Origin of the sequence: Brevibacillus brevis, from assembly GCF_031583145.1 — a bacterium.
GTDB classification, from domain to species: domain Bacteria; phylum Bacillota; class Bacilli; order Brevibacillales; family Brevibacillaceae; genus Brevibacillus; species Brevibacillus brevis_E.
This window is the reverse complement of sequence record NZ_CP134050.1, coordinates 2,288,241-2,302,500: the sequence shown is the minus strand read 5'-3', so window position 1 is coordinate 2,302,500 and position 14,260 is coordinate 2,288,241. Positions and strand designations below refer to the sequence as shown.

General features: G+C 54.0%; 12 protein-coding genes (1 of these 12 running past the window's edge). All 12 read right to left on the bottom strand.

All coding sequences use genetic code 11. The annotated features are described in order from the left end of the window. On the bottom strand, nucleotides 1-1,253 hold the 5' portion of the coding sequence (locus RGB73_RS11450; protein WP_310771995.1) for an alkaline phosphatase family protein. Its footprint begins 220 nt before the window's first position; the window shows 1,253 of its 1,473 coding nt (coding positions 1-1,253); its start codon is at nucleotides 1,251-1,253; its stop codon lies beyond the left edge, outside the window. A gap of 128 nt (nucleotides 1,254-1,381) precedes the next feature. Beyond that, nucleotides 1,382-2,875, bottom strand: coding sequence for a S41 family peptidase (locus tag RGB73_RS11445; protein ID WP_310771992.1), 1,494 nt, complete (start codon nucleotides 2,873-2,875; stop codon nucleotides 1,382-1,384). Beyond that, nucleotides 2,872-4,872 (bottom strand): S-layer homology domain-containing protein, encoded by a 2,001-nt coding sequence (locus RGB73_RS11440; RefSeq protein ID WP_310771989.1) that lies wholly within the window; start codon nucleotides 4,870-4,872, stop codon nucleotides 2,872-2,874. The genes RGB73_RS11445 and RGB73_RS11440 overlap by 4 nt, the downstream gene beginning before the upstream one ends. Nucleotides 4,873-4,924: 52 nt before the next feature. Further along, complete coding sequence (locus RGB73_RS11435; RefSeq protein WP_310771986.1) at nucleotides 4,925-6,040, bottom strand: Nif3-like dinuclear metal center hexameric protein; 1,116 nt, start codon at nucleotides 6,038-6,040, stop codon at nucleotides 4,925-4,927. After that, a complete protein-coding gene (locus RGB73_RS11430) occupies nucleotides 6,016-6,750 on the bottom strand; it encodes a tRNA (adenine(22)-N(1))-methyltransferase (protein ID WP_310771984.1) in 735 nt (244 codons plus the stop codon). Before RGB73_RS11430 ends, RGB73_RS11435 begins: the two co-directional genes overlap by 25 nt. Nucleotides 6,751-6,887: 137 nt before the next feature. Further along, nucleotides 6,888-8,027 (bottom strand): acyl-CoA dehydrogenase, encoded by a 1,140-nt coding sequence (locus RGB73_RS11425; protein ID WP_310771981.1) that lies wholly within the window; start codon nucleotides 8,025-8,027, stop codon nucleotides 6,888-6,890. A gap of 157 nt (nucleotides 8,028-8,184) precedes the next feature. After that, nucleotides 8,185-8,358, bottom strand: a complete 174-nt coding sequence (locus RGB73_RS11420) for a hypothetical protein (protein WP_310771978.1) — start codon at nucleotides 8,356-8,358, stop codon at nucleotides 8,185-8,187. A 74-nt stretch (nucleotides 8,359-8,432) separates the two neighbouring features. After that, on the bottom strand, nucleotides 8,433-9,353 hold the full coding sequence (locus tag RGB73_RS11415) for a hypothetical protein (protein ID WP_310771975.1): 921 nt from the start codon (nucleotides 9,351-9,353) through the stop codon (nucleotides 8,433-8,435). Nucleotides 9,354-9,449: 96 nt separating this feature from the next. Next, nucleotides 9,450-10,574, bottom strand: a complete 1,125-nt coding sequence (rpoD, locus tag RGB73_RS11410; protein WP_310771972.1) for an RNA polymerase sigma factor RpoD — start codon at nucleotides 10,572-10,574, stop codon at nucleotides 9,450-9,452. A 34-nt stretch (nucleotides 10,575-10,608) separates the two neighbouring features. Next, entirely contained in the window at nucleotides 10,609-12,471 is a 1,863-nt protein-coding gene (dnaG, locus tag RGB73_RS11405; RefSeq protein ID WP_310771971.1) for a DNA primase, read from the bottom strand. Between the two features lie 194 nt (nucleotides 12,472-12,665). Beyond that, the gene (locus RGB73_RS11400) at nucleotides 12,666-13,502 is read right to left on the bottom strand and encodes a pyruvate, water dikinase regulatory protein (protein WP_310771969.1); all 837 of its coding nucleotides are present in this window, start codon (nucleotides 13,500-13,502) and stop codon (nucleotides 12,666-12,668) included. Between the two features lie 11 nt (nucleotides 13,503-13,513). Further along, nucleotides 13,514-14,158: a transcriptional regulator CcpN gene (locus RGB73_RS11395; protein ID WP_310771967.1), complete on the bottom strand. Its 645-nt coding sequence runs from the start codon at nucleotides 14,156-14,158 to the stop codon at nucleotides 13,514-13,516. Nucleotides 14,159-14,260 lie beyond the last annotated feature (102 nt).

Genomic DNA, 14,260 nt, shown 5'->3' with positions numbered 1-14,260 from the left:
TGGGCGAACAGAGCCCCGTACAAACGTGAAAACGCATCCGGGTACGTATCGAATACCAAAACGTTCCCTTCGCTTCGGACGTCTAGAACGGAAAGGTCTCCTTCGAACCCCCACCTCACACCGTATCGATCACGAAATGGCCCGTCCCGCCAAAACCGCAGCGTCTCCGTTGCCCCTCCTTGACGAACCAGGACTTGGTCATTCTCTTTCCACGCGACAAGGTCGATTCGCGGATCGACACTGACGGCTTCAATGATCGGGAAGAGCTTGTCGGGATTCATCGGGTACAGGTAGGACATGCGCTCGTTGTTGCAAATGACCACATCCTTGCCCTCGCTGATTTGAGCAGTCAGCGGATGAATCGAAAACGATGCCAGCAAGCGTTCGAGCGGGATGTTGTGGTCGTCGCTTTCCCCGATCATCGTCTGCCCGTGATCACTGATCAGCATGCAAACATTGCGTTCGAGCATCTGCTCCCAGGAGTCAAAACTATCGAGAAAACGCACCAGCTGTCTGTCCACCTCAGCCAAATGCTGAACGGAATCGAGCGGGTTTTTGTGCAGCTTATGGTCGTTTTCCGGCAAGTAGACGAGAGTAAAATCAGGCTGTTTCCCGCTGCGGATCACCTCGATCAGGACATCGATCGCGTAGGTGTCATTAATGCCATACCCCTCCGCTATTGTCTGCGCCATGTTCCACGTAATCGGACGGAAAATATCGGGACGAACCAGCGTACCCAGGCTCATGATCGTAGGCCCGCTTACTTTTTCCCGCAAACGAAACGACGTGATGGCGTCCAGAAGCGGCGGCAGGTGCACTTTGTGCTGCTTGTGACCTCGATGAGCGATCACGTTGATCGAGCCGGAAACCCGCTTGTTTTCCTCGAGAACCTCGTGAATGGTTCGCACTTCCTTGCTCATATGACGCTCGTTCAAATCAAACAGGACGTTGCCCGCGCAATGCGCAAGCCCGATCTTTCGGATGGGAATGGCGCCGTTTATGTAGTTGTACATCTCTTTCTTTTCAGGATCGCACCAGACCAGCCCAGGGACCTTATGTCGATCCGGATAGACACCCGTGATCAATGAACAGTCCACGGAAGCGGTCATCGTGGGAAAAACCGTCACGCAATCCGGGATATACTGGCCGCGCTCCAGCAAAAACTGCATGGCAGGTGCTTGTTTTGCACCTATGCACCGCTCCAGGACATCCGGCATCATCGAGTCGATCAGGAAAAGAATCACCTTTTTCATCCGTCTGCCATCCTTAGTCTGTCATGTCGTCGTACTTGGTAGTGTTCGATTCCGGCACATCGACTATTCGCTGAAAACGCAAATGCCCATCTGCACAAGTAGCGGCAGACGGGCATGCAACGGTATGGTTACGGAGCGGTATAGGAAAGGGTGTGAACCCCGTTTTTGCTTTGAAGCTTGAGAGTGGGGTGGCTTTTCAGGTAGGGTGCCAGCTCCACATAGTCTTTCTCCCCGATCTGATCGTCCCCCAGTAAGTGTTTAAGAACAGCTGCTTTTACTTGCAGCTGGCCATTTCCTTGCTTGAAAAGCGGATCGACGGTCGGGAACGGAACCCCGTTGATCACCGTATCTCCGTTTTCATCGCTCAGGACCCATGAACGGACGGCAAGGGAACGCAGCGCTTCGACGACTTGCGCACCATAATCCTCGACCAGCATGTCCGGCTCCAGTCCCACATGATTGACGACCGTGTGCTTCGGTGTGAAATATTCGTTGAGCGTCAGCTTCAAGGCATCCCCACCCGAGAGTGGAATGACCTGCTGGGCGCTGCCTTTGCCGTACGTTTTGGTCCCGACCAGCTTGGCGATACCGTGATCGCGCAGCGCACCGGACAGGAGCTCGGATGCGGAAGCCGTACCACCATTGACCAGAATTCGTACGGGGATCCCGATGTCACGGCCGTTCCGGACCCATGTCTCCACTTCCACGCCGTTGCGGTTCGTCGTGTACATCAAGAGGCCCTCTTCCATAAAGAGGCTGGCGATATCGCGGGCGGTCGACAAATAGCCGCCGCCGTTGTCGCGTAAGTCGAGAACCAGTCCGGTCAAAGGCTTTCCGGACCGTGCGAATTCTGCGAGCTTGTCCCGGATCTGAAGGGCCCCGTCTGAGCCGAATGTCTCCAAGCTGATGTAACCGATCGATCCCTGGGTAAACATCTGCCCTTCGGCTTCCGGCAAGGACATCAGCGCGCGCTTCAGCTTGACCGTGAACGTGCGCTTTTCCGATGGCCGGTAGACCGTAAGCACCGCTTCACTGCCCTCTTCCCCTTTTAAATACGCGTACGCTTCCTCGAAGTTTTTGCCCACGAGCGAGACGTCCCCTACCTTCAGCAGCTGATCCCCCCGCTTCAATGCAGACGCAGCCGCAGGCGAGCCCGGAACGATCTCCCGCAAAATCAGCTCGTCATTTTGCATGCGCATCCGGAAGCCGAATCCTACGAACTGGTTTTCTACGTCGGACTGGAACAGGCGCAGCTCGTCCGATGTAAAGAAGATGCTGTGAGGATCATCCAGCGTGGACAGCATGCCGTCGATCGCCCACGTATTGACAGCGGCAGTATCCCACTTCCCTTTGCTTTGCCACTCCTCCATGCGCTGCTCCAATTCACTTAGCGTGTCGTCTTCAGGAGAGACTTCCAGTTTCAACTGCTTCTTTTCCCCCTGCTCGCGGATCGCTTCCAGCGCACCCTGGACAAGCTGCTTGGCGGCCGGCTTGCTCAAATGGCTTTCCATGACGTATGTAAACACTTCTTCTGTCTCTAAGTAAGGCCGCTGCGCTGCTTGGGCGGGAATGGCTGCTGAAAACAGGATCGCAGCCAGCACCCATTGTCCGAGTCTTCTCATGGGGTCACCTCTTTCCGAACCTCTCCTGGAATGAATACCTTCACATTGGCTGACAAATCGTACGTATCCGTGCCCGAGTAGGCGACGTACTCCTTGCTCTCATAAACTTCCTCGTACCGCCACACATGCTGAACCAGCTGATGGCTTTGGCGGTCGATGTAGTATTTATTCATATAGAGCGGAACGTTCTTAATCTTCCCTCTGCCGAGAGACTGAGCCTTCCCTTTCTCCTCAAGGGAGGTCCCCGGGATCCACTCCGTAATGATGTCATACGGACCGAAAGACTGTTTGAAATAGCGAGCGTGCAGCAGATTCTGGCGTTCCTTGATGCTCAGGGAATCGACCCACTCGTGCAGAAAATCGACCTTGCCCGTCTTTTGCTGGCTCCACGACTGCTTGTCCGTGTCGTACGTATATTGGATCATTTGATTGCCGTCCGTGTAGGTCTCCAGTTTGTCGGATACCAGTTTTTGCGGCGATTGGTACAGACCGGACGTGTGACTGGTTTTGTGCAAGGCGTCTACATCCTGCGTATATTTGAATGAATACCCGCTTAAAAACGCTTCTCCTTTTACCCGATACGAATCGGCTGTATCCAGCCTGCGCAAGGCAAAGGACAAATCGGTCGCAATGGAAGCCTGCTCCTCCAGCGATTTCAAATCCTGATCGAGCAGCTTGACCAATTGCACCATTCTGTGGTCCGACGTCTTCGGCTTTTGCTGCGAAACGAGGGTCTTCGCCTCTTCCAGTCGCCCTTCCTGAACCAGGTAGTAAGCCGAATTCAACAGTGCTTCCGGGTGTTTCGATGCGAACAGGCCGTAACGGCTCAGCGCCTCGTCTGTTTGACCCGCTTTTATCTCCAGCGCTCCCAAGTAAATCGCGAGCGACTCCCACTCTTTCGTATCCTGCTTCAGCTTCGATTCGTAGCTGCCCAGCCGCTTTCGCACGTCGCCGTAAGCGCGAGGGTCCACCGCGCCCATTTGCAAGGCGAGATCGTACACATTGGCGCTCAAAAGCTGCAGCGTTTCTGGAAGGATGACCTTGTCCTGAAAGTAGGCGTCGATCGCGCGAAATGCCTCATCCAAATTGTCTGTCAACGGGGTAGACGGATCCCAGCTCAAATAGAAATGCACCCCGACTTGATTGGAGAACGACCGTTTTTCAAGCTGTCGCAGATCGGCAAACGTATCCTCCGTATCCTCGTGGTTGCGTATCGCTTCCACTGCATCGACATACGCTTGCTCGTCGGATGTCTTTTGCCCCTCGTACGTGGCAAACAGCGGGTACAGTTCCCGAATCTCCGGAACCATCGGAAACTTCGAACCGTCGTAATCGAGGAGCGGCAAGATCGAATCCTGAACGAGATATGTCATCAGATGATCGGCGGCTGCGGCGGCTTCTCCCCGCTTGAGCGCATCCTTACGCTCTCCGTCGATCCAGCCCCAGCTCTTGGCCTCGTCAAATGCGGTTTGGCTATCCCCGTTCATGGTGAAAATTTGCATCAGCTTGGCCGCTTCCTCCTGCGTAATCGGCTGGTTCGGATACATGTGGTCGCCCGGGAAAACTTGCGAAATTGCGTCAGGACCGTAAAGCCGATCCATCAGGTAGGAGACCCGCAAGATCGGATTGTACATCCACGTCAGGCGATCGACATCCTTGTACGGCAAATACGGTTCATCAAAGCCCTCACCCCTGGACCATTCCGCATGCTCGGACAAAAACGTGAGCGGATACAGCTGATATTGGCTTCCATTGTACAGCCGATCGATGAGGGCTACGAATTCGGCACGCGTCATCGCGCGATTCGGATAAAACAGTGGCGCCTTGCTCCCTGCCGCAAATAGTCCCGCCTGTACGCCGCGAATAATGGACGCCTTCGCCCAATGGTTGCTGATGTCTCCGTACGGCATAAAGCCCCCAGCCGCAGAGGCGAAGCCGGGGGTCATCAAAGCAGCGGCAAGAACGAAACCGGAAAACGTTCGAATGAGTTTTTGCACAAGAAATCCTCCTACACTTCAACTGACAGGCTAAGTACCGATGCCTGATCTCCTACACAAATTGGAACGGATCCGTGTGCACGGCGGAGGCGATGACCTCCGTCCGGTAGCCGCTTTGCTTCAGCTGTTCGGCCAGGTAGTCGGCCAGCTTCTGCTTCATGATCTTTTCGATATTGTGTCCCGCATCGATGATGGAAAGGCCATCCGCTTGGGCATCGTGAGCAGTGTGGTACCCGATGTCGCCGGTCAAAAACACATCCGCCCCTTTAAAAATCGCCTTCGATACAAAGGAGCTGCCATCTCCGCCTACGACTGCCACTTTTTTCACCTGTGCGTCCAGATCGCCGACCACTCGCAAACCCTGCAGAGAAAAGCGCTGCTTTACCAGCTCCGCGAACGCACGCAGCGTCATCGGCTCCGGCAAGTGGCCGATCCGTCCGATGCCGTATCCTTCTCCTGCCTGGTCCAGCGGGATGATGTCGTAAGCCACTTCTTCGTAAGGGTGAGCGGAAAGCATCGCTTTGACGACTGCCGATTGCCTGGAGGCCGGCACGACCATCTCGAGTTTCACTTCTTCCACTTTTTCGAGCTTTCCTACAGCACCGATGAACGGATCGCTGCCTTCCCTCGGCATGAAGGTCCCGGTCCCTTCCGTCTGGAACGAGCAGTGGCTGTAATTGCCTACCCAGCCCGCGCCTGCTTCCGAAATCGCCTGGAACACGGCGTCACGATGGGTTGCCGGCACAAAGACAGCCAGCTTCTTCCACGCTTCACGGTGGAGGACATCCAAGACCTCGACTTTGGTCAGCCCGATCGCTTCCGCCAGCCAATCGTTCATTCCACCGACGGCCACGTCCAGATTGGTATGGGCGGTGTATACCGCGATGTCGTGCTTGATCAGCTTTTCGTAGACGCGTCCTGCAGCCAGGTCCGTGCGGATGTTTTTCAGCGGACGGTAAATGACCGCGTGATGAGCAACGATCAAATCCACTCCCTCGGCGATCGCCTCATCGACGACCGATTCCAGCACGTCAAGCGCCACCATCACTTTTTTTACCTGTTTTTGCAGCGTGCCGACATGAAGCCCGATCTTGTCGCCCTCCATCGCCAACGACTTGGGTGCGAGCCTCTCCACGTGTCCAATTACGGTCTGTCCGTGCGCAAACATGCAATCACTCCTTCAATCCATTCTACTTCCGACTTGATCTGCCCGACCCGCTCAGCCGCTTCCGGCTTGTCCGAACGGCTCAGCTGCACCAGCACCTTTTCCCACTTTTCCCGCTCCTGCTGCCATTTTTTCAGGAGAGGCGGCTGCTTTTGCTCCCAGAGGAACGGTCCGATTTTCAGCAGCTCTTCCCTTGAGCGGTCCTTGTTTTCATAGGGCAAGGTAGCATTGCCGCGCTCTGCGACCAAGATTTCATATAGGATCCCGTCTTCTTCGAGAATCGTCTCTGCGATGAGCTGCCAGCCGTGCTGAAGCATCCAGCGGCGGACGACCTCTTCGCCTACATTCGGCTGAAGTACGAGCCTTTGTACACCTTCCAGCTTGTCGATCCCCGCTTCGAGAATCGAAGCGATGAGCTGTCCTCCCATCCCTGCGATGCAGACAACGTCCACTTCGCCGGGGCTCAGAACAGCCAGACCGTCTCCTTTTCGAACCGATGCACGGTCACGAATTTGCAGCGTATGTATTTGCCTGAGGGCCGCCTGATACGGTCCTTCGTTCAGTTCGCCTGCGATGACGCTCGATGCGATCCCTTGCAAAAGCAAATAAGAAGCCAACAGCGCGTGGTCCGACCCGATGTCGGCGACGCGGGCTCCCTGGGGGCAATAGTGAGCAATGGTTTCCAGGCGTTTGGAAATGGTCACAAATGTCATGAGTATTCTTCACCTTCCGTTCCTCTATTCTACCCTATTTGGAACCGATTGCCCAATGCAAAATCCATCACAAACCCGGCGCAGGAACCGACAAAATCCCCGCTGCATGAACGCAGCGGGGATCCTGGGCATTGAGGTTAACATCCGATTTCTCGGGCGATGACATTGCGTAAAATTTCTGACGTCCCTTCTCCGATTTCCAGGAGTCTGGCGTCGCGGAAGAAGCGTTCCACCTGATATTCGCGCATGTAGCCGTACCCGCCATGAATCTGGATCGCTTGGTGCGTCGCCGACATTGCCACTTCCGAAGCGTACAGCTTTGCCATTGCCGCTTCTTTCGTAAAACGGCGCCCCTGGTCCTTAAGCCAGGCAGCCTTGTACACCATGCCTCGCGCCAGCTCGATCTGCATTGCCATATCCGCGAGCTTGTGCTGGATCGCCTGAAAATGGCTGAGAGAATTTCCGAATGCCGTCCGTTGCTTCGCATATTGCAATGCTTTGTCGTAGGCAGCCTGGGCAATCCCTACGGCCATGGCCCCGATCCCGATGCGCCCGCCATCGAGCGTGATCAAGAACTGCTTGAAGCCTTCCCCCTGTTTGCCCAGTACATTCTCTTCCGGAACCCGCACGTTTTCCAGCACGAGCTCGGTTGTGTTCGAGCTGTGCAAGCCCAGCTTTTCGTAATTCGCCAAGACAGTAAAGCCGGGTGAGTCCGTCGGAACGATAAACGCCGATATGCCCCGTGCGCCTTTTTGTTTGTCCGTCACTGCAGTCAGTGCCAGGAAAGAGGCGTACGAAGCATTGGTGATAAAGCACTTGGATCCGTTGATCACCCACTCCCCGCCATCCAGGACAGCGGTCGTCTTCGTTCCTCCCGCGTCGGAACCGGCATTTGGCTCCGTCAATCCGAAAGCGCCAAAGCTTTCGCCCGAGCAAATTTTCGACAAGTACGTCCGCTTTTGCTCCTCTGTCCCGAACAGAGACAGCGGTGCGCCCCCCAGCGAGATATGTGCGGAATACGTGATCCCTGTCGACCCGCATGCCCGGCTCAGCTCTTCCACTACGATGGCGAAGCTGACGGTATCGGCTCCCGCTCCCCCGTACTCTTCCGAAAAAGGCAGGCCCATCAGATTCAATTCCGACATTTGCTTGAATACCTCTACCGGAAACTGCTTCGTACGGTCGCGCTCATCCGCTCCCGGAGCCACGACCTCATCGGCGAATTCCCGTATCATCTTTTTCAGCATGAGCTGTTCCTGGGTCAGATCATAGTTCATTTCGACACCCTCCTTGAAAGCGCTTAAGTTCAGGAATGAAAGGCTGTACATCATTTCGACTGAGCGTTTGTTCAGAATTCTTTTACCATTATACTACATCCAGCTTCTCCTGTGTGATGAATCTTCAGAATGTTGTTCCAAAAAGAAAAGAACGCGCCTACTTTCGGCGCGCCCCCATCACGATGGCTCCCAAAAAAGAAAGAGCCCCAAGTATGTATCCGACACTGTACGTTTTGTACCCCATGATTTGGGCGGCCGTCTCTCCTCCGAGAAAAATGGCAGCCAGCAAGATCCCGATTAGTACTTTCCACTTGCTCTCCACATTCGTCACCTCGATTTCTCTCTCGTTATGATTCTAGCAGAGAGGGGCTGTTCGGAAAACGAGCGTTTCTCAAAATTCGATCTTTACAGGCGCAGCCACGCAAACCAGTAACGGCGCGTAAAGAAAAACAAGGCCGAGGCCAAAAACACTTTGATAAACAAGAGAAGCTGAATGACGTCCCGCTTCGCCTCCGGAATGTACAGAGACTGCAGCTCCGCCCCGAAAAAAGCGGCAAGGCCACATACGGCAAAGACGCTCGCCCATTTCGGGTTCCCGTTGTTCATGAGAAATCCGAGTCCGGTCAGCAGACACGCGAGCGGCACCCAGTACAGCTCGGACCGCCACCACGTATACTCCCTGCTCACCCGATCCACTGTCGCAACCCCGTACAGCAAGGCAAGCCCAAGCATCCCTCCGTACAGCAAATACGCATAGCCAAACACAAATGCACTGATGCAGAGAAGGACACAGATGACGCCCAGGTAAAGCAGGACCACCGGCTGGGATCCGCCTAGCTGCTTGACGCAGTATACGCCTCCCGCGATCAAAATGAGGAAGCACAGGCATAAAAACAGATGGGTCAGCGGCGGAGCCGACCGTCGGAAGACAAGTCCCAGAATATAGAAAACGAGTGCGAAACAGGCAAAGATGGTAATTTGCATTGGGGTTTGAAAACGGTTAAAATGAAAAGCAAGCAAGATCAAACCGGCAATGACAAAGGCACCAAGCAGCCAAGCCATTACCATTTTGCCTGTCACAGGCGATACGTACTTCGTTTCGTACACATAGGAGGCAGAAGCAGCATGTCCTCGATCGCTTGCCGATCCCGCGCCCAATACATCGCCCTTCTTCCGTTCTTGTTTCGTAGCGGTTTCCGCAGCAGGAGGCCTGTCCCCTTCCGTATACAAGTTTAACAGGAAAATGCAGTAATGTTCAGGCAGCAAATGGTTGCGCCGCCAGTTTTCGATCTCGGCTATGATGGTTCGTTTGCGCTGGTCGTCCAACGCGGCCCCTCCTTACTTTCGACGGCAACGGTCTTGATAGCTGGAAAAAGAAAAGCCTACGTCGGCTGTACGTAGGCCACCTATTCCTTATATCGGTTATTCCAGGAAATCTTTTAAGCGCTTGCTTCGACTTGGATGACGAAGTTTGCGCAGAGCTTTTGCCTCGATCTGACGAATCCGCTCGCGGGTCACGCCAAAAACCTTTCCCACTTCTTCCAGCGTACGCGTGCGTCCGTCATCGAGACCAAAGCGCAGGCGCAATACGTTTTCTTCCCGGTCCGTCAACGTGTCGAGCACGTCTTCCAACTGCTCCTTCAACAGCTCGTAAGCAGCGGCATCCGAAGGCTCCAGGGCATCCTGATCCTCGATGAAGTCGCCCAGGTGCGAATCGTCTTCTTCCCCGATCGGAGTCTCCAACGAAACCGGCTCTTGAGCAATCTTCATGATTTCCCGTACTTTTTCCGGGGTGAGATCCATCTTTTCCGCAATTTCCTCTGGCATCGGCTCGCGGCCCAGCTCCTGCAAGAGCTGCCTGGATACGCGAATCAGCTTGTTGATCGTTTCCACCATATGCACAGGGATCCGGATCGTACGTGCCTGGTCAGCGATCGCGCGGGTGATAGCCTGGCGGATCCACCAAGTGGCATAGGTACTGAACTTGTAGCCTTTGCGGTAGTCAAACTTTTCGACCGCCTTGATCAGACCCATGTTGCCTTCCTGAATCAAATCGAGGAAAAGCATGCCGCGGCCAACATAACGCTTGGCAATCGAAACCACCAATCGGAGGTTCGCTTCGGCCAGACGGCGTTTCGCTTCTTCATCCCCCTGCTCGATGCGCTGCGCCAGCTTGATCTCCTCTTCAGCGGAGAGCAGAGGCACACGACCGATTTCCTTAAGGTACATCCGTACAGGGTCATTGATCTTAATTCCGGGTGGAACAGAGAGATCGTCAAAATCGAATTCTTCGTTGTCCTCATCCTTGATGATCATTTCGTCAACTTCATCATCGTCGTTCTCATGGTTGTTGATTTCAATGCCTTGATCGCCCAGGTACTCAAAAAATTCATCCATCTGGTCGGAGTCCTGTTCAAAGCCGGAGAGGCGATCCGTAATTTCTTTGTACGACAGAGCACCGCGTTTCTTGCCTAATTCGACCAATTGTTCCTTCACTTGTTCGATGGACATTGCTTCCATGTCAGAAGTGATGTTTTGTTTGTTCATCTACTATCCCTCCTTCCCCGGGAATGATCTGATGCTACCCTTCTTTTAAAGCATTTTCCAATTCAAGAATCTTCATCCCTGTGATGGCTGCTTGAATTTCCAGTTGTTTGCGCGCATCCTCGCTGTCCGCTGCGGCCGCTTGGAGGTGTAAGCTCCGCTGCTCTTCGCGCAATCGTTCCAACTCGGCACGCTTCGGGTAGTTATTCACTTGTTTGATGTAGTCGCTGATCTCTAAATCAGATACGTCTTCCTTATACTCCATCATGGCCAATCCCGAGGCTAATTGCTTTAACGATTCGTCTTGCACGTAGTGTATAAACTTTCCAGGGTCTTCAGGGTTTCCCTCTGCGTAGTAAGCGTACAAGTAGGCCGCTAGCGCATCATGTTCGTCCACCTGGAAGTGGGCGCTGCATTCCTTCTGGACACGGACAGCGACATCGCTGTTTCGCATCATGTAAAACAGCAGTTTGCGCTCGGCCGTGTGGTAAGCGGGTGGCAGAGATTTCGCGAGCGTAACTTTGCCATTATTTATACTATTATTCCATGCTGGCGCCACTTTATCCCTTTGCCGCTCACTTTTTTGCTGTTTGTAAGCACGCTTTGACTCCCACTTCAAATCGCCCAAAGTCAGGGAGTACTCTTCGGCCAATTGCCGCTGATACAAGTCGCGTTCTACCGGACTGTCCAGCTCGTTGATGATTTCCACCGCTTTCGCAATCAAGAGGGCCTTGTCTGTCTCATCTTTTATTACGTACTGGCTCCGCAAATGTTTCAAGCGGAAGGCCGTGACCGGCATTGCTTTGAGCAATACCTGCTGGGAAAACGCTTCGGCCCCATGCTGCCGAATGTAGTCATCCGGGTCTGTTCCCTGGGGCAAGGGCGCGATCCGAACGATCAATCCGGCTTGCTGCAAAACGTGAATCGCCTTGCTCGTTGCTTCTTGTCCGGCTGCGTCTCCGTCGTAGCAGAGAACCACTGAATCCACATTCCGCCGAAGGATTCTGGCGTGGTGCTCTGTCAGCGCCGTCCCCAACGTGGCAACCCCTTGCATGAAGCCCGCCTGCCATGCGGACACCACGTCGACGTATCCTTCAAACAACAGTGCTTGCTTCCTTTTTCGTATATACGGCCTTGCACGATGAAGATTGAAGAGGGTAGCGCTTTTGTTGAACAAGAGGCTTTCCGGACTATTCAAATACTTGGGCTGCGACTTGGGCTGGTTGTTGTCCAGGAGCCGTCCGCCGAACCCGATGACGTTTCCCTGCGAATCGTGTATGGGAAACATGACGCGACCGCGAAAACGGTCAAAAATCTTTCCGGCATCGCTTTTTGCCAGTAAGCCGCCTTCCACCATCAGATCCAGGGGAAAATTCCGCTTGGTCAAAAACTGTGTGACAAAATCCCAAGAATCCGGTGCAAACCCAATTTGATACTCGGTTAACGTCTGTCTGGACATCCCGCGACGGGTGAGGTACTTCATCGCCTCCACACCGTACGGGGTCTCCGTCAGCACGTAGTGGTACAGATTTGAAACAAAACGATGCGCTTCCTGCATCACTTGTTTCGCCCGTTTCTCTGGCGATACTTCTTCTTGCTGCGGCACAGGTACTGCAATCCCGGCACGATCCGCCAGTTTGTGAAGTGCCTCCGGGAAGGTCAGCTGCTCGATTTTCATCAAGAAGGAAAAAACATCCCCGCCGGCTCCGCAGCCGAAGCAATGAAAAAACTGTCGCTCCGCATTCACGTTAAAGGAAGGGCTCTTCTCAGAGTGAAATGGGCATAGACCGAGAAAGGCACGACCGCTTTTTCTCAGCTGTACATACTCTCCTACAACGTCTACGATGTCGACAGCGGCACGCACTTGGCTTACGAACTCTTCAGAAGTGTGACCAGCCATCTCTATCCACCTTTTCACGGAGAATCGAACGACGAGATTATTTAGTTCGTCAAAATTCGTCAATTTCCTTCTTGTGATCGCACTTCTTTTCTACTTTTCCACATTTTCTAGAGCAATAAACGCAGGGCACTGCCCAGTTCGCTACTTGCGTCCTACTTGTTTTCTACAAAAAACGTCAAATTCCTTCTTTTGACCTATTTCTTTTCGCTGCGCAGGTTGTTTTTGCGGATGATCTCCAAAATAATGTTGGCCGTTTCCTCGACCGCCTTTCTGGAGACGTCGATAACGGGGCACCCCAGACGCTTGATGATCTTGTTGGAGTATTCCAGCTCCTCGTTGATGCGCTCCAGGTTGGCGTAGTTCGCCTGAGCGGTGAGTCCGAGGGCCTTGAGTCGCTCCGTGCGAATGCCGTTGAGCTGTTCAGGATTGATCGTCAGCCCGATGCAGCGCTCGGGAGGCAGCTGGAACAGTTCCTCCGGCGGCTCCACTTCCGGCACCAGCGGCACATTCGCAACCTTCAACCGCTTATTGGCCAAATACATGGACAGCGGCGTCTTCGAGGTGCGGGATACGCCGATCAGCACGACATCAGCGCGGAGAAGCCCCCGCGGGTCGCGGCCGTCATCGTACTTGACGGCAAACTCGATGGCGTCTACCTTGCGGAAATACTCTTCGTCCAGGCGGCGGACCAGGCCGGGCTTGCCGGAAGGCGGTTCCTGCAGCATATTTTGCAGGGTTTGCATGAGCGGCCCCATGACGTCGATCGCCGGAATGCCGTGCAGAGCGGCCTGCTGCGTAATGTATGTATTCAGTTCCGGAATCACTAAAGTAAAAACGATCATTGCCTTGGACTCTTTGGCGGAAGCAATGATCTCGTCGATGGATTCTTTGTCTTCTATGTAGGGATACTTTTGAACGTCGATCAGAAATCGGTCAAACTGGCTGGCCCCAGCGCGCACGACGAGCTCGGCCGTCTCGCCGATGGAGTCCGAGACCACATAGATGAGTTGTCCTTGACTGTTACCTTGCATCGCTTCTCCTCCTACACTTTCGGTTCGCTGCCCAATTCTACAAATGCTTTTGCGATCGTTGTCTTGGTGACTCGCCCGATCAACTCCATCTGCTTGGAATCGTCTTCGCTGGGACGGACGACGGGCAGGGAATCGATCTGAAAGTCGATCAATTTTTTGGCTGCCGCGTAAAGCGTCTCTTCAGGCGCACACGTGATTATATTGGGCATGCGCGACATGATGATGCTGACGGGAACATCCTCCAGCGTCTTGTTGCCAAGCGAAGCGCGCAGCAAGTCTTTCCGTGAAATGACTCCTGCCAGGTACCCCTTCTGATTCACGACGAACAACGTGCCTACGTCCTCCAGAAACAGGGTCACGATGGCATCGTAAGCGGAGGCTGATTCGGAAACAACGATCGGAACCGCTTTGTAGTCATTGACGAGAAGCTTGTGAAGCCGTTCACTAATGACCGAGCTTGCGGGTCTGCCAGAATAAAAATACCCGACCCGAGGTCTGGCTTCTAAATAACCTGACATCGTGAGGATGGATAGGTCGGGACGGAGCGTCGCCCTGGTCAAACTCAGCTTCTCCGCGATGTGCTCCCCTGTAATCGGCCCTTCATCCTTCACTATCTGTAAAATCTGCTCTTGTCGTTTGGTAAGCTCGATGACCAATCACCCCGGCTTTAGTCAGTTACCTCTTCCTAGTATTACTCTATTCGACCGGATATTCCTTCTTTCGCGAGCAAAAAAGGTGCCCCCGCCACAGTGTGGGCG

Excerpts from the sequence above, each read along its gene's own strand:
- RGB73_RS11445 (WP_310771992.1), bottom strand. The coding sequence starts at position 2,875 with ATGAGAAGACTCGGACAATGGGTGCTGGCTGCGATCCTGTTTTCAGCA.
- RGB73_RS11435 (WP_310771986.1), bottom strand. The coding sequence starts at position 6,040 with ATGTTTGCGCACGGACAGACCGTAATTGGACACGTGGAGAGGCTCGCA.
- RGB73_RS11430 (WP_310771984.1), bottom strand. The coding sequence starts at position 6,750 with ATGACATTTGTGACCATTTCCAAACGCCTGGAAACCATTGCTCACTAT.
- RGB73_RS11425 (WP_310771981.1), bottom strand. The coding sequence starts at position 8,027 with ATGAACTATGATCTGACCCAGGAACAGCTCATGCTGAAAAAGATGATA.
- rpoD (WP_310771972.1), bottom strand. The coding sequence starts at position 10,574 with ATGAACAAACAAAACATCACTTCTGACATGGAAGCAATGTCCATCGAA.
- dnaG (WP_310771971.1), bottom strand. The coding sequence starts at position 12,471 with ATGGCTGGTCACACTTCTGAAGAGTTCGTAAGCCAAGTGCGTGCCGCT.
- RGB73_RS11400 (WP_310771969.1), bottom strand. The coding sequence starts at position 13,502 with ATGCAAGGTAACAGTCAAGGACAACTCATCTATGTGGTCTCGGACTCC.